The organism is Agromyces sp. LHK192, assembly GCF_004006235.1.
GTDB lineage: Bacteria > Actinomycetota > Actinomycetes > Actinomycetales > Microbacteriaceae > Agromyces.
The window spans coordinates 376,159-390,580 of record NZ_CP034753.1 but is presented as its reverse complement, the minus strand read 5'-3'; the positions used below and the strand labels follow the sequence as shown (position 1 = coordinate 390,580).

The following is a 14,422-nucleotide window of genomic DNA, read 5'->3' as shown; positions in this document are numbered from 1 at the left end:
GAGGTGCGCGGCGGGGCCGCAGGGGTCGACGATCAGCTCCTGGTGCGGAGCCATGCCGTCGAGTCGGTGGGGAGCCGGCCGCCGTCCAGCGGCGAGCTCGCGAGGAGGATGTGGTGGTGCTCCGGAAGTTCGATCGGCTCGGCGCCGAGGTTGACGACGCAGACGACCTCGTCGGGCCCGGACCCCCGGCGGAACGCGAGTACGTCGGGCGCGCTGTCGAGCCAGGTCATCGGGCCGTCGCCGAGGGCGGTCTCCCGGCGGCGGATGCGCAGGGCCTGGCGGTAGAGCCAGAGCATCGAGGCCGGGTCCGCCTCCTGCGCCTGCACGCTGAGCCCCGCCCAGGCGGCCGGCTGCGGCAGCCACGGCGCGGCGTACGACCCGTCCGGGCTGAACCCGAACGGTTCGACGGTGCCGCGCCAGGGCATCGGCACGCGGCATCCGTCCCGGCCGGGGTCGACGCCCTCGGACCGGAAGTGCATCGGGTCCTCGAGCACGTCGCGCGGCAGCTCGACCTCGGGCAGGCCCAGCTCGTCGCCCTGGTAGAGGTAGAGCGAGCCGGGCAGGGCTGCGGTCAACAACGCCGCGGCGCGGGCGCGCCGCGTGCCGAGGGCGACGTCGGTCGGGGTGCCGAAGCGCTTCTTGGCGAACGCGAAGCTGGAGTCCTCCCGGCCGTAGCGGGTGACCGGGCGGGTCACATCGTGGTTCGAGAGCACCCAGGTGCTCGGCGCGCCGACGAGCGCGTGCGCGTCGAGCATGAGGTCGACCGAGCGGCGCAGCTCCGAGGCATCCCACGGCCGGGACATGAAGTCGAAGTTGAACGCGGTGTGCATCTCGTCGGGTCGCAGGTAGGCCGCGAACCGCTCGGCGTCGGGCAGCCAGACCTCGCCCACCAGGACGCGCGTGCCGTCGTACTCGTCGGCGATCGCCCGCCACGAGCGGTACACGTCGTGCAGTTCGTCGCGGTCGATGTGCGGGTGCTCGCCCGGGCCGGGCTGCTCGGGGTAGTCGACCAGGTCGGGATGCTTCATCAGCTGCGCCGCCGAGTCGATGCGTACGCCCGCGACGCCGCGGTCGAACCAGAAGCGCAGGATGTCCTCGTGCTCGGCCCGCACATCGGGATGGTTCCAGTTGAGGTCGGGCTGCTCGGGCGTGAAGAGGTGGAGGTACCAGTCGCCGGGCGTGCCGTCGGGGTTGACGGTGCGCGTCCACGGTTCGCCGGTGAACTCGGAGACCCAGCCGTTCGGCTTCTCGTCGCCGCCGGCGCCGCGTCCGGGGTGGAACCAGAACCGTTCCCGCTCGGGGCTGCCCGGGCCGGCGGCCAGCGCCGCCTGGAACCACGGATGCTCCGAGCTGATGTGGTTCGGGACGATGTCGATGATCGTGCGGATGCCGAGCGCCAGCGCGTCGGCGATGAGCTGCTCCGCATCCTCGAGGGTGCCGAACGCCGGGTGGATGTCGCGGTAGTCGGCGACGTCGTAGCCGCCGTCGGCGAACGGCGACGGGTACCAGGGGTTGAACCAGAGCGCGTCGACGCCGAGTTCCTTGAGGTACCCCAGCCGGGAGCGCACCCCGCGCAGGTCGCCGGTGCCGTCGCCGTCGGAGTCCGCGAAGCTGCGCACGTAGACCTGGTAGATCACGGCGCTGCGCCACCACTGCGCGTCGTCGGCCGGCACGCCCTGCGCAGCGGCATCCGTCAGCGGCATCGTCACCTGTTCACTCCTCGTTGCTCGGCGGCGCTCGGCCGAGTCGGGAGGACGTCGGCGTCGCGATGTTCGTCAACGTAATGAGGGCAACAGAATGAAGCAACTTTTCAACAAACCGCCATCAGATTGCGACAGATTTCAGCGGATTGCGGAAGCGGCTTGCAGAATTCGAGCAATCGGCCGCCAGCCGGCTGGCCGATTGCCGGGCCGCCGTCCGCCGACCGCCGTCCGCCGTCCGCCGTCCGCCGTCCGCCGACATCGAGTGCATGAGAATGCGGCGCACGGATGCCCCCGCGCGTGCATGCCGCGGAATCTCATGCACGGTACGAGCTCAGCTGCCCGGGCTCAGCGCGGCGCGGGGCCCGTCGACGACCGCACGACCAGCTCGGGCGCGAAGAAGACCTCGTCGCCGAGCGGCTGGTGCGTCGACATCTGCCGCATGAGCAGCTCGATCACGGTCTTGCCCATGGCCTCGATCGGCTGGCGGACCGTGGTCAACGGCGGCTCCGTGCAGTTCATGAGCGCGGAGTCGTCGTAGCCGATGACCGAGACGTCCTCGGGCACCCGCAGGCCCGCCCGCCGGACGGCGCGGATCGCGCCGAGCGCCATCGGGTCGCTCGCGCAGATGATGCCGGTCGCACCTGCCGCGATCAACCGCGACGCCGCGGTCTGCCCCGCCTCGAGCGAGTACAGCGAGTGCACGACCAGGTCGTCGGTGAGCTCGATGCCGTGCCGCTGCGCCATGCGGACGGCGGCGGCGAGCTTGCGCTGCGACGGCACGTGATCGCGCGGGCCCAGCAGGATACCGATGCGCCGGTGGCCGAGCTGCACGAGGTGGCCGAACGCCTGCTCGGTCGAGGCCGCGTCGTCGCACGAGACCGTCGCGAACTCGAGCCCGTCGACGGGAGCGCTGATGAGCACCGTCGGCAGCTTCAGTTCGACGAGCCGCTCGTAGTGCTCGTGCCCCGCCTCGCCCTGCGTGTACGCGCCGCCGGCGAAGATCACGCCGGACACCTGCTGGTGCAGCAGCAGTTCGACGTAGTCGGACTCCGAGATGCCACCGGCGGTCTGGATGCAGAGCACGGGCGTGAACCCGTTCTGCGCGAGCCCGCCGCCGAGCACCTCGGCGAGCGCCGGGAAGATCGGGTTCTGCAGCTCGGGCAGCATCAGGCCGACGAGCCGCGCCCGTTCGCCGCGGAGCTTGGTGGGCCGCTCGTAGCCGAGCACGTCGAGTGCGGTCAGCACCGCGTCGCGGGTGGATGCCGAGACGCCGGGCTTGCCGTTGAGGACCCGCGAGACCGTGGCCTCGCTGACTCCGACCTTCCGCGCGACATCCGCAAGCCGTCTCGACATGGCGGCAATCGTACGCGAGTCATTGCAAGAACTCGACGATCGGATGCCTCGCGCTGCGCGCCTCGCGAGCGAGCAGCGCGCACGGGTCGGCAGACGCGGAACGGGCGCCCCGAGGGGCGCCCGTTCGCGATGGTCCGGTGAGCGTCACGCTCGGGTGCGGTTGCCTCCGAGGTAGCGCACGAGGAACACGATGACCGCGATGACGGCCAGCACCAGCCCGACCCAGAGCAGGAAGTTCAGGGTGGGGACGAGGCCACCGGCGATCAGCAGTGCGATGGCTGCGATGACGATGACGGCGACGAGGATGTTCACGATTGATCTCCTTCACGTTCCGCCACGCGGATGGGCGGGCGGTTGCGGCCTGCGGCCGGGCTTTCGGAACGCGGGTGGCGTTCCGTGACTCGAAGGTATGCCCGCGCCGCTCCGAGGCCGACGGGGTTGACCTCGCCTCGCAGACGGTGCTACCGCGCGGCCCGCGCGCGTCGGAGGAAGGGTGACGCTCGGCGGCAGCGGCCGACGCGAGGATGTCAACCCCGTGGCCGCCGGCGAGGCATCCCCCCTACCGTGGCGGCCATGCGGGGCATCCCACCGACCCGGATCGGCCTCACCGCCTCCGATCGGCGGCCCCGCGGAGGAGCAGGAAGGAGTGGACGATGCCAGGACGACGGAACGCCTCACTGAAGGACCCCGAGCTGTACGAGGAGCTCCGCAAGGAGGGCAACTCGAAGGAGAAGTCCGCCCGCATCTCGAACGCGGCCGCGGCGCAGGGCCGGAAGGCCATCGGAAGGAAGGGAGGCAAGTCCGGCGACTACGAGGACTGGACGGTTCCCGAGCTCAAGAAGCGCGCCAAGGAACTCGGGCTCCACGGCTACAGCGGCAAGCGCAAGGGCGAGCTGATCTCGGCCCTCCGCAACCACTGACCGCGGATGCCCCGGCTCAGACGGGTCGAACCGTATTCGACCCCGGGGTGGCGGCGGATCCGGCGCGGCACCGGCTTCGCGTACGTCCACGACGACGGCGCGCACGCCGGCCGCGCCGAGCGCAGCCGATTCGCCGAGCTCGCCGTGCCGCCCGCCTGGACGGAGGTCTGGATCGCGGATGCTCCGAACGCGCACATCCTCGCGGTCGGCGTCGACGCCGCCGGGCGCCGGCAGTACCTCTACCACCCCGCCTGGCGTGAACGGCAGGATGCCGAGAAGTTCCAGCGGATGACCGAGCTGGTGCGCGCCCTGCCCGCGGCGAGGCGGTCGGTCGCACGCGACCTCGCGCTCGACGAACTGCCCCGCGAGCGGGTGCTCGCCGCCGCCTTCCGCACGCTCGACCGGGGCGGGCTGCGCGTCGGCTCGGAGGAGTCGCTCGCCACGGCCCGCAGCCGCGGCCTCACCACCCTGCTCGTGCGCAACGCCTCGATCGACTCGGTCGACGCCGACGGCGACGCCGTGCGCTTCCGGTTCCGGGCGAAGGGCGGCATCGCGCAGGACCTGCTCGTGCCCGACCCCGACCTGGCGGTGTTCGTCACGGTCAACGCCGAGCGGTCGGCATCCGCTCGGCTCTATGCCTGGCGTGACGGGCGCCGGTACCGGGCGCTGACCGCGGCCGACGTGAACGACGACGTGCGCGAGCGCACCGGCGGGGACTTCACGGCGAAGGACTTCCGCACGCTGCGCGGCACGCTGGCCGCCGCGACCAGGCTCGCCGAGCTCGGTCCGGAGACGACCGAGCGGGCCCGGGCCGCCGCGGTGCGCGACTCGATCGAGGCCGCGGCCGGCGCCCTCGGCAACACCCCGGCCATCGCGAAGGCGAGCTACGTCGACCCGCGGGTGATCGCGGCGTACGAGACGGGCGCCGTGCTCAGCCGGCGAGGCGCGCCGGAGCGTGCACTGCTCGCGCTCGTCGAACCGCCCGGAGCGTCCGACGCCGCGTAGCGGCGATCACGCGCGCGGTCGCCCGGTCGTGCCCACGCGACCACGCCGGCTCGCGCAACGCGTCAGCCCGCGACATCCGGCTCCCGCACCACGTCCTCAGGCGCCCGATCGGGCCGCAGCCCGCGCCACCGCGGATGCCGGAGCACGCCCGTGCGCGTCCACTCGCCGAACTCGACCTCGCCGACGAGCGCGGGCTCGACCCACACGGCGTCGGCGGCGTCGACGGCCGGGACCTCGACGAACGGCGATGCGGCGCGTTCGAGCGGCGCGAACCGTTCGAGCAGGGCTGCGAGCCCGGCCTGGGTGAAGCCCGAGCCGACCCGGCCCGCGTACTCGAGGCCGTTCGGCCCCGGGATGCCGACCAGGAGCGACCGCAGGTGCTCGGTCGTGCGGCCGTCGCCGCGCCGGTAGCCGCCGATGACGACGTCCTGCGTGCGGGTCAGCTTGAGCTTGACCCAGTCCGCGCTGCGCGCGCCCGGTCGATACCTCGACGTGCGTCGCTTCGCGACGAGACCCTCGAGCCCGAGCGCGCGCGCCTCGTCGAGCGCGGCCTGCGGCGTCCCCTCGGCGAGCGCGGGCACCTCGACGGGGGCATCCGCTCCGGCTCGGACGAGGCGCTCGAGCCGCTCGCGACGCTGGCTCCACGGCTCGTCGATCGTCGGCGATCCGGCGATCTCGAGCACGTCGAAGAGCAGCAGCCGCACCGGGACGGATGCCGCGAGTTCCGCGATCTCGCGCGACCCCGTCACGTTCATCCGCGGCTGGAGCCGACCGAAGTCGGGGCGGCCCTCGTCGTCGAGCGCGACGATCTCGCCGTCGACGAGCGCGTCGGCCCGGAGCACCCGCGCCAGCCCGGCGAGTTCGGGGTAGCGCGCCGTCTCGTCGCGACCGCTGCGGCTCAGCAGCCGCACCCGGTCGCCGTCGACCCGCGCGAGCACCCGGATGCCGTCCCACTTCCACTCGAGCGCCCAGTCGTCGCCGGTGACGAGCCCGGGCTTGCCCGGCACCGCGAGCATCGGTCGCTCGCCGGGAGCGGCCTCGCGCCCGGTCGCCGCACCGTCCCGTGTCGTGGCGCCGGCCCGTGCGCGACCGACGGGCCGGACGCCACCGCCCGCGGGCGACGTCCGCGACCCGCCTCGGGCGCCGCCGCCGGATCCCCCGCCGCCCTGCTCCTTCATGCGGTGCAGCAGCCACTGCGACTTCTCGCCGTCGCCCGACGTGCGGATGAGCGCGAGCCGCACCGTGCCGAGCGGCCCGCCCGCACGCCCGGTGAGCGTGAAGATCACCTCGCCCTCGCGCCACTTCTCGGCGTCGTACGTGCCGGTGTCCCAGACCGTCATGCTTCCCGCGCCGTACTGCCCGTCGGGGATCGAACCTTCGAAGGTCAGGTACTCGAGCGGGTGGTCCTCGGTCTGAACGGCGAGGTGGTTGGTGCCGGCGTCCTCGGGCACCCCCTTGGGCACGGCCCAGCTCTTCAGCACACCGTCGCGTTCGAGCCGCAGGTCGAAGTGCAGCCGCCGCGCATGGTGCTCGCCGATCACGAAGCGGGGCGTCCCCTCCCCCGGCGCACCCCACGGGTAGGCGGGCATCGGCTCAGGCGTGGCATCCGCCGATCGCATCGACAGGTACGCCGCCAAGGGACCTGAAGACGGATCGGATGCCCCTCCCGCCGCGGCGAGCGGTGCCGCCGGGTCGTTCCTCGCCGCGAGCCGCTCGAGCACCTCGTGGAACTCGAGCTGCCGCAGGCCCGTGTCGTCGAGTTCCGCCCACGTGCGCGGCGCCGCGACCGTCGGTCGAGCGCGTCCTCGGAGCGAATACGGCGCGATCGTCGTCTTCGCCGCGTTGTTCTGGCTCCAGTCGATCAGCACGCGCCCCGTGCGCAACGTCTTCTTCATGCTCGACACGATGAGCTCGGGGTGATCCGCCTCGAGCGCGCGGGCGAGTTCGTGCGCGACATCCGACACCTGCGACGACGTCTGCGACCCATCCAGCGGGGAATACAGGTGGATGCCCTTGCTGCCGCTCGTGACCGGGTACGCGTCGAGCCCCATGCCCGCGATGAGGTCGCGCACGAGCCGCGCCACCTCGGCGCAGTCGGCGAGCCCGGTGCCCTCGCCCGGGTCGAGGTCGAACACCAGGCGATCGGGGTTGCCCCGCGAACCGTCGGGCCGGAACCGCCACTGCGGCACGTGCACCTCGAGCGCCGCCTGCTGTGCGAGCCAGACCAGCGCGGCACGCGAGTCCGCGATCGGGTAGGTCTTGGGGCCGTCGCTGTGCTCGATCACGCCGCTGCGCAGCCAGTCGGGCGCGTGGTCGGCGAGGTTCTTCTCGAAGAACACCTGGCCCGGGGCATCCGGCGTTCCGACGCCGTGCACCCAGCGCTTGCGCGTCACCGGGCGACCGGCGACCAGGGGCAGCATCGCCGGGGCGACCTCCGCGGAGTACGCGATGACCTCGCCCTTGGTCGTGCCGGTCTCGGGGTACATGACCTTGTCGAGGTTCGTCAGCCGGAGCCTCCGGCCGTCGACCTCGACGAGTTGGCGCTCCCCCTCGGCCATGTGCCCATCCTGCCGTACGCGGTGCTGCCGTACGCGGTGCGCCTCCACGCCGACACCGGTCGAGGGGGTTCCGCGCGGCGGCGCGGGGGTGTGTACTTGGGGGATGCGAGCCGTCTGGAAGGGGGCGGTCACATTCGGCCTCGTGAATGTGCCCGTCAAGCTGTACAGCGCCACCGAGGATCACGACGTGTCCCTGCACCAGGTGCACGCCGAGGACGGCGGGCGGATCCGCTACCAGCGCGTGTGCGAGATCGACGGGCAGGTCGTGGCGTACCAGGACATCGACAAGGCCTACGACGACGGCGAACGCACCGTCGTCATCACCGACGAGGACCTCAAGTCGCTGCCCGCCGAACGCAGCCGCGAGATCGAGGTCGTCGAGTTCGTGCCGACCGAGCAGATCGACCCGATCATGTACGACAAGAGCTACTACCTCGAACCCGACTCCGCGTCGTCGAAGGCGTACGTGCTCCTGCGGCGCACGCTCGAGTCGACCGACCGCACGGCGATCGTGCAGATGGCGCTGCGCCAGAAGACCCGCCTCGCAGCCCTTCGCGTGTTCGGCGACGTGCTCATGGTGCAGACCCTGCTGTGGAGCGACGAGGTGCGGGCCGCCTCGTTCAAGAGCCTCGACGAGGAGGTGAAGATCTCGCCGAAGGAGCTCGACCTCTCGAAGCAGCTCGTCGAGAGCCTCGTCTCCGAGTTCGAGCCGGGCAAGTACGTCGACGAGTACCAGCAGGACCTGCGCACCCTCATCGCCGCCAAGCTCGAACAGGGCGACGCCCTCGACACCGCGGCGACGTTCGGAGAGCAGCCCGAGGAGGAGGACGGCGGGGAGGTCATCGACCTCATGGAGGCGCTGCGTCGCTCCATCGCGACGAAACGCGGCGGCGCGGAGGCATCCACCGAATCGAAGGGCGCGTCGAAGGGCACCACGAAGGCCGGCTCGAAGGCCGCCGCTTCGTCGAAGGGCAGTTCCACGAAGAAGGCCTCCGCGAAGAAGTCCGGCGCCGGCGCATCCGACGCGAAGAAGGCGGCCCCCAAGAAGAAGGCCGCCTCCTAGGCGCTACTCGGCGGTGCAGGCGGCGGTGACGTCGCTCGCCGCCTCCTGGATGCCGGCCTGCTGCTCGGCGATCGCGTCGGCGTCGCGCTCGGCCTCAGGGTCGGCGGGCAGGGTCTCGGCGAAGTCGGCGGCCGCATCGATCCGCTCGTCGAGCACCTCGAGCGCGTCCTCGACCGCCTGGTCCTCGACCTGGTCGGACAGGTCGTCGACCCGCTCCGACAGGCTCTCCAGGTACTCGTGCATCTCGTCCGGCGCCTGCGTCGACGCGAGCGCGTTCTGGGCGCCGTTCGAGATGTTGCGGACCTCGTCGTTCACGGCGTCGCAGCTCCCGGCGGCCGGTGTGGCGCCGCCGCCTCCCCCCTGCGCGCAGCCGGCGAGCAGCAGGAGTCCCGCCGCGACGAGCGCGACGGACGTGGTGGTTCGTTGCATGATGATCCCCCGATCATGGTTCCCATCAGCGTATCCGGCGGCGCCTCGGCGCGGCACCGCCTGCCGCCGACAGCGCTGGCTACCGTACGACCATGACCACGGATGCCCCCGCGAAGCCGCTTCGGCGACCCACGCAGGGCGCGCTCGTGCTCGTCGGCATGGCGCTCACCGTCTGGTGGCCGGCGTTCACGCTCGGCGCGTGGGGCACCCTGTTCTTCGACCAGTTGCTGACGATCTGGGTGGCGGCGACCGTAGGCCTGCTCATCGTGTGCGTGCAGCCCCGACCGCATCGGCACCGGGTCGGCAAGATCCTGGCGCTGCTCGTGCCGTCGCTCTGGCTGACGCTCGCGTTCGTCCTCCGGAACGAGACCGACGACCTGCTCGTCTTCATCGTCGACCTCACCGGCATCGTCGTCGCCCTCATCGGGGCGCCGTTCACGCTCATCGTGCTGATCCGCATCGTCTGGCCCGACTACGGCAGCGGCCTCAGCCGCGGGCAGCGCTGGATGCTGGTGGGTGCGCTCGCCGGCGTGATGCTCGCGTCGTTCGTGCTCGGGTCGAACCACCCGGCGTTCCTGACCTGCGAGGACTTCACGATCAGCGGGAACTCCGAACCGCCGGGATGCGTGCACAACTCCGACGTGGGGTGACCGCAAGAGAGAGTGAGAGTGGAGTGGGTGACATCTAGAAACTCTGGAGCCCAATATCCGCGCCGGAGACGCGCAGGCCTTCAATGTTTTTTCCCCTCGCCGGAGTCGCTTTTCCCCCTCCGAGCGACGTTCGGAGTCGCGGCGGGGTTCGATCAGTCGGATGGCTCGGGGGGCATCACGGGGTAGGACCCTTGCAACGCGAAGTCCCTCCCGGTTCGATCCGTCCTTACGTCGATGCGCCAGCCAGCGTCGGCTCGGGCGATTGACCCGATTGAGTTCGAGGTCAACTTGAACACGCCAGCCGGGCTGGCTGTTCATGACTAGGAACCGTCACTATCCCGCAGACGGGCTCAGACTTCCTCGTTTGAGTAGGAAGAGCCTGCCCTGGTTGTCACTGCTGGCGAGCTGACCGAACCCCTGTTCTGGGGTGACTTGTTCCGTTGACGCATCCACGGCCGAGAATGCAAGCTTTCCTCAGGTACGACTGGGGGCGACCATATCGATGGCTGACGAGCGTGTGTACTGCGAGAAGGAGGAGCGCTTCCTGCGCCCTGAAGAACGCGTGCCGCTCGATGACGGCTGGCTTCACATTGCGCCGAAGAAGGACACCGACACGGTGACGGATCTAGGCCATATGACCTGTTATGCGGGCTTTGCCGCGCCGGATGGGCGAGCCCGCGGTAACGTGCTGCTCGCTCACCAATCGGCGCAACTCCTCTCCAGCGCTGACGATTCGGCCTCACCTCGGTGACCATCGGTCCCCGCGTCTCGAATCAGGGGTCAGCGCGGGCGTTCGGCGAGACGGAGACGTGGTCCACCGTCGGCATCACCTACAGCGGACGAGAATGGCACGATCGTCCACTCGTTGCGGGCCGACGCGCGACGTCTGCCTGATCCAACCCAAGGAGATGGCAGCCACGGTCCAGCGTCAGCCGCGGTTCTCCGGGTCCCCGCTCACCCATCGTCTCCGCCATCCTCTGCAGTAATGCGACTTTCGTCTGCCAACCACACCACGAATCGAAGGAGCGGATCCTGAATCGTGTCAGGGTCCTGCATCCATGCCTCTCGGAGCACCCGGAGCAGACTTATCCGATAGCGGTGGGCCGCAGCCGCCTCAGGATCCTTCCCTCGCAGTTCCAAGAGAGCAGACTCGTCCCACGCGCCGTCAGACATTGCAAGCGCCAATCAAGGAACAGGTCTTATCTCACTCCCCCGAGCCGAGTATGCCGAGATTACAGCAGCAGGACATCCGCTGACTCAAGGAACCGCGCGAGGACGCGCTCACGCAGACAACAGACAACTTCTTCGCTTACGAGAATGCGGGCATCTCTGATCGCGAACCGGTTATCGACGAGCTCTCTCGTCACTTTGAGACTTTCGTCATGCCGGAGTTCGAGGAAGGCGATGACTGGGAGGACAATTCCGCGCCGCCAATGCCACACAATTCGGATGCGCAGTAGCGGTGCCTTGCTTGCCTGCGAGACCGCCACCGTAAGCGGGACGGCTGGGGGCCGCACACACACTGGGCATGCACCTGTCCCAGAATAATTCGTCATCCATCCTGAATTAGAGGACGGCACGAAACCCAGGCCGAATCAAGGTCCGCTCCCGACTCCCTCGGGCACACTCGCGACGGGTGTGCGCCGAGTTTTCGCCGAGTGATCGATTCCCCACGTCCCAGAGCATGTGAATCGGCGTCAACCAACTTCGACCAGCACGGGTGGGGCATCGAGTCGGCTATGGCGCGTTCGTCGATGCCATCAGTCTCTGTTCTCCGGTGTAGGTTCATCCGCTCCGGATTCCTTGCGCAGGATGCGAATCGACTGGCCAACCCCACGGGCGAGGGCGGGCAGTCTGGCGGCACCGAAAAGGATGAGGATCACGGCGAGCACGATGAGGAGGTGCCAGCCTGTGAGGTTCGCGAACATGTCGTACTCCGATCCGTTGGGTCGTCTCAGACGTGATTGCCCACGAGCGCGAGGTTTTGAATCGCCGCGAGTCCGTACTGGGCGCTGGCGTTGGTGCTGAACGGAGCCTCATCGATCGGGTTGAGCACGCGAGTGCCGTCGACCCGGGTGGACGTGAACGCCAGGCTCTCGGGATAGCCGGCGTGTCCGGTGCGGAATTCCTTCCATGCGCGCTGGGCGAGCGCCGTGTCATCGAGCCGGGTCGCCGCGTAGGCGGTCGCTCTCGAGTATGCCTGGCGCAGGTTCTGGCCGCCCCAGGAGGTTCCGGTGATCGCGATCTGCTCTGCGGAGGTGCCGTTGTACAGCCGGCAGTAGTTCACCCACTGCCGCTCGACCTCGGGGTCGCCCATGAGGTCGATGAGCTCGGTCATCAGCTCGAACAGTCCGAACACGGAGTCAAGCGAGCCAACGCTGACGGTTCGCTCGGTCTCCTCGGCGTAGGTGCCGTCTTCCAGGTTGTATTTGAGAGTGCCGCCCTGCGCCCATCCATTGGGCATCGCGGCGATGGTTTTCGCCCCGTTGGTGAGCTTGAGCTGGGCGATCGGGTCGCCGTTGCGTTCCCATTCAGCGAGCCAAGCGAGCCCGAGCGCCCCCCAGTCCGTCGTGTTCGATACGGCGAGCGCGTCGGGTTGTGGTGCATACACGTCGTCACGGACCTTTCGCGATGGGTCGAGCACCAGGAACGTCTTGTCTGCATCGACGAGGTCGTGAAGGAGATCACCGACGCGTTCGTCCGCGGTGAGGAAGTAATAGAAGCGGCGGTAGCCAGCGTTGCTGATGCGCTGCTGCTTCGCACTGTCGCCCCAGTGCATGATGCCGTGCCGGGTGCCGAGGTCGGCCCACTGACCGAGGTGGTACACGTCGACTTCACCGGTATGCCGCGTCATCGCCTCGGCGAACCGGAACGCGGTCGCGTCGCCCGTACGCAGGTAGTGGTACCAGAGCCACATGTCGGTGCTGAGCTCGGAGTTGTCCCACGCGTATCCGCCGATGTCGTACCGCCAGACGTGCCGGTCGCGGTCGAAGTCGTGCATGACGTCGCCGTAGTCCCAGAACCCGTACCAGGATCGCTGGTCGACCTGCTGCACGTAGTGGTCGTGCATGAACGCGAGCTTGTCCTCGATCGCGATCTTCGCCGGGGACGAGCGATCGACCGGCGACCACGACCCGAACACCCCGGCCGAGTGATTGTGCTCGGGCGGGCTGACCAGCAACGGCGGTGTCGAGTTCGCGTCGGCGAGGGCGCTGAACGCGTCGGCCGTCGGCGTGGCGGGGAGGGCCCAGAACATGAGTTCGGTCGTGCGGGCCACCCCGTACGGGCTCCCGAATCCGGGCTCGTAGTCCTCGTAGGTGATCTCGAGCGCGTCCAGCTGCTCAGGGTAGGTGTCCTGTCCCATGCCGTCGTGGTAGAACCGCAGGTCCATCGCCTCCGCCCTGGGCGACCACATCCAGACGGTCGCAGTGGCACGGTCGGTCGCGGCGCCCGAGATCTCGAGCTCGGTCGGATGCAGCTGCCAGAAATTGCGCATACCGAACGCAAGTCCCCCTGCGGGGGTGCCGATGTACGCGAGACCGCGGGAACGCGTGCCGCCGTCGACGCGGATCCAGGAGTGCCCCGACGAGGTGCGCTTCCGAATCTCGAATCCGTGCGCGGTGAGCTGGCTGAGGCTGTAGTCGCCCCAGGCGGGGATCCACTTCAGCCGCGAAGTGACGCGTTGGTCCCACGTCGCCGGGTCCGGCGTCCAAGCACCGGCGATCTGCGCCTCGCGTGCGGCCGCGCCGGGGTCGCGCCGAAGGCCGGTGATGCCGCGGACGGCTTCGCCGAGCACACCTGCCCCTGCTCCGGCGAACCTGACGTGCCGGTCGTGGGGTTGTGCCGGCAGCGGGACGTCGAACTGCACGCCGAGGCCGTTGATGAAGTCGGTCTTCTCGTCGCCGTCGAAGACGAAGCTGTGCACGACTCGGATGCCGTCGGAACCGGCGTAGAGATAGAACCGCAGGTCGAACGGCAACCAGTTGCGTCCTCCCTTCTTGTGCGTGCCCGTGACACGGATCACCGCGCGCACTGGACCCGTCTGCTCGACGACGACTTCGTCTACCTGGCTTTCGAACCACTCGTGGTTGACCTTGTCGGGCCGGTCGGTGTCGGGCGCGTTCTGCCGGGACGCCACGAGCCGCCCGTTCTCGGCAATCACCGTGGCACCTCGCCGGATGTCCGATACCAGGACGCGTCCTCGCTTGGGGAACTCGACGCGGATGGTTCCCGTGTTCACGACCACGGACGACCTTGAGTCCGCGACCGAGAGTGCCGACGGATGGGCCGCGGCGTCTCCGGGCGCGAGCGTATAGGTCGCGGATCGCTCGGCGTCGCCGCTGATTGCATGCGCTGTCCACTTGACGGTGCCGTCGGGCCACCAACCGGTCGGCCACGACTGCACCGGGATCGAAACGCCCGACTCAGCGGTGAGTGAGAACCCCTGATCGGGGCTGAGTGCTCCCTTCGGCCAAGGGACACCCCACGTGGCGCCGGATGCAACCTGTGCGGGCGCCGCACCCTCGAGCCACCGCAACGTCACCGGGCCGTGTCCGGTTGGCGTTGCGGCGAGGATCCTCCCGAAAGCGTCGCGCGCGATCGGCGCCGCGTGCGCCGCCTGCCCTCCGAGTGACCCGAGCGCTGCGGTGAGCCCCACCGCGAGCGACGACTGCAGCAGGCCCCGACGACTGATCTCCATGTCCACGACTCCTCGTTGAGTGGCATCCGCGCGTCGAACGCG

The 14,422-nt window shown here is 69.7% G+C and carries 12 protein-coding genes; 5 read left to right on the top strand and 7 right to left on the bottom strand.

The features are described 5' to 3' along the window. Window positions 1-32: 32 nt before the first annotated feature. The 3 genes from ELQ40_RS01770 to ELQ40_RS18680 all read right to left on the bottom strand — a co-directional run bounded on the left by ELQ40_RS01770 (window position 33) and on the right by ELQ40_RS18680 (window position 3,368). Complete coding sequence (locus ELQ40_RS01770) at window positions 33-1,703, bottom strand: glycoside hydrolase family 13 protein (protein ID WP_127795074.1); 1,671 nt, start codon at window positions 1,701-1,703, stop codon at window positions 33-35. A gap of 345 nt (window positions 1,704-2,048) precedes the next feature. Then, window positions 2,049-3,056 (bottom strand): LacI family DNA-binding transcriptional regulator, encoded by a 1,008-nt coding sequence (locus ELQ40_RS01765; RefSeq protein ID WP_240665899.1) that lies wholly within the window; start codon window positions 3,054-3,056, stop codon window positions 2,049-2,051. A 144-nt stretch (window positions 3,057-3,200) separates the two neighbouring features. Beyond that, window positions 3,201-3,368 (bottom strand): hypothetical protein, encoded by a 168-nt coding sequence (locus ELQ40_RS18680; protein WP_164863443.1) that lies wholly within the window; start codon window positions 3,366-3,368, stop codon window positions 3,201-3,203. 341 nt (window positions 3,369-3,709) lie between these two features. Here ELQ40_RS18680 and ELQ40_RS01760 point away from each other — a divergent pair, with 341 nt between their 5' ends. Beyond that, on the top strand, window positions 3,710-3,976 hold the full coding sequence (locus tag ELQ40_RS01760) for a Rho termination factor N-terminal domain-containing protein (RefSeq protein ID WP_127792129.1): 267 nt from the start codon (window positions 3,710-3,712) through the stop codon (window positions 3,974-3,976). 6 nt (window positions 3,977-3,982) lie between these two features. Next, entirely contained in the window at window positions 3,983-4,981 is a 999-nt protein-coding gene (locus tag ELQ40_RS01755) for a DNA topoisomerase IB (RefSeq protein ID WP_127792128.1), read from the top strand. A 62-nt stretch (window positions 4,982-5,043) separates the two neighbouring features. Here the strand turns inward: ELQ40_RS01755 and ELQ40_RS01750 are convergent, their stop codons facing one another. Continuing rightward, window positions 5,044-7,539, bottom strand: a complete 2,496-nt coding sequence (locus ELQ40_RS01750) for an ATP-dependent DNA ligase (RefSeq protein ID WP_127792127.1) — start codon at window positions 7,537-7,539, stop codon at window positions 5,044-5,046. A gap of 103 nt (window positions 7,540-7,642) precedes the next feature. Between ELQ40_RS01750 and ELQ40_RS01745 the strand changes: the two genes are divergently transcribed. Further along, entirely contained in the window at window positions 7,643-8,602 is a 960-nt protein-coding gene (locus ELQ40_RS01745) for a Ku protein (RefSeq protein ID WP_127792126.1), read from the top strand. A 3-nt stretch (window positions 8,603-8,605) separates the two neighbouring features. Here ELQ40_RS01745 and ELQ40_RS01740 read toward each other — a convergent pair whose 3' ends face one another. Then, window positions 8,606-9,031, bottom strand: coding sequence for a hypothetical protein (locus ELQ40_RS01740; RefSeq protein WP_127792125.1), 426 nt, complete (start codon window positions 9,029-9,031; stop codon window positions 8,606-8,608). A 92-nt stretch (window positions 9,032-9,123) separates the two neighbouring features. On the opposite strand from ELQ40_RS01740, the gene ELQ40_RS01735 reads away from it, so the two are divergent. Both ELQ40_RS01735 and ELQ40_RS01730 read left to right on the top strand, forming a co-directional pair. Beyond that, window positions 9,124-9,681, top strand: coding sequence for a hypothetical protein (locus ELQ40_RS01735; RefSeq protein ID WP_240665898.1), 558 nt, complete (start codon window positions 9,124-9,126; stop codon window positions 9,679-9,681). Window positions 9,682-10,183: 502 nt separating this feature from the next. Continuing rightward, window positions 10,184-10,432 (top strand): hypothetical protein, encoded by a 249-nt coding sequence (locus ELQ40_RS01730; protein WP_127792124.1) that lies wholly within the window; start codon window positions 10,184-10,186, stop codon window positions 10,430-10,432. A 1,009-nt stretch (window positions 10,433-11,441) separates the two neighbouring features. Here ELQ40_RS01730 and ELQ40_RS01725 read toward each other — a convergent pair. Together ELQ40_RS01725 and ELQ40_RS01720 are read right to left on the bottom strand one after the other, a co-directional pair. Then, window positions 11,442-11,609 (bottom strand): twin-arginine translocase TatA/TatE family subunit, encoded by a 168-nt coding sequence (locus ELQ40_RS01725; protein ID WP_127792123.1) that lies wholly within the window; start codon window positions 11,607-11,609, stop codon window positions 11,442-11,444. Window positions 11,610-11,635: 26 nt separating this feature from the next. Further along, a complete protein-coding gene (locus ELQ40_RS01720; RefSeq protein ID WP_127795072.1) occupies window positions 11,636-14,380 on the bottom strand; it encodes a Tat pathway signal sequence domain protein in 2,745 nt (914 codons plus the stop codon). Window positions 14,381-14,422 lie beyond the last annotated feature (42 nt).

Bases quoted from the DNA above. Each gene is read 5' to 3' on its own strand.
- ELQ40_RS01755 (WP_127792128.1), top strand. From the start codon at position 3,983: ATGCCCCGGCTCAGACGGGTCGAACCGTATTCGACCCCGGGGTGGCGG.
- ELQ40_RS01750 (WP_127792127.1), bottom strand. From the start codon at position 7,539: ATGGCCGAGGGGGAGCGCCAACTCGTCGAGGTCGACGGCCGGAGGCTC.
- ELQ40_RS01770 (WP_127795074.1), bottom strand. From the start codon at position 1,703: ATGCCGCTGACGGATGCCGCTGCGCAGGGCGTGCCGGCCGACGACGCG.
- ELQ40_RS01725 (WP_127792123.1), bottom strand. From the start codon at position 11,609: ATGTTCGCGAACCTCACAGGCTGGCACCTCCTCATCGTGCTCGCCGTG.
- ELQ40_RS01745 (WP_127792126.1), top strand. From the start codon at position 7,643: ATGCGAGCCGTCTGGAAGGGGGCGGTCACATTCGGCCTCGTGAATGTG.
- ELQ40_RS01760 (WP_127792129.1), top strand. From the start codon at position 3,710: ATGCCAGGACGACGGAACGCCTCACTGAAGGACCCCGAGCTGTACGAG.
- ELQ40_RS01730 (WP_127792124.1), top strand. From the start codon at position 10,184: ATGGCTGACGAGCGTGTGTACTGCGAGAAGGAGGAGCGCTTCCTGCGC.
- ELQ40_RS01735 (WP_240665898.1), top strand. From the start codon at position 9,124: ATGACCACGGATGCCCCCGCGAAGCCGCTTCGGCGACCCACGCAGGGC.
- ELQ40_RS01765 (WP_240665899.1), bottom strand. From the start codon at position 3,056: ATGTCGAGACGGCTTGCGGATGTCGCGCGGAAGGTCGGAGTCAGCGAG.
- ELQ40_RS01740 (WP_127792125.1), bottom strand. From the start codon at position 9,031: ATGCAACGAACCACCACGTCCGTCGCGCTCGTCGCGGCGGGACTCCTG.
- ELQ40_RS01720 (WP_127795072.1), bottom strand. From the start codon at position 14,380: ATGGAGATCAGTCGTCGGGGCCTGCTGCAGTCGTCGCTCGCGGTGGGG.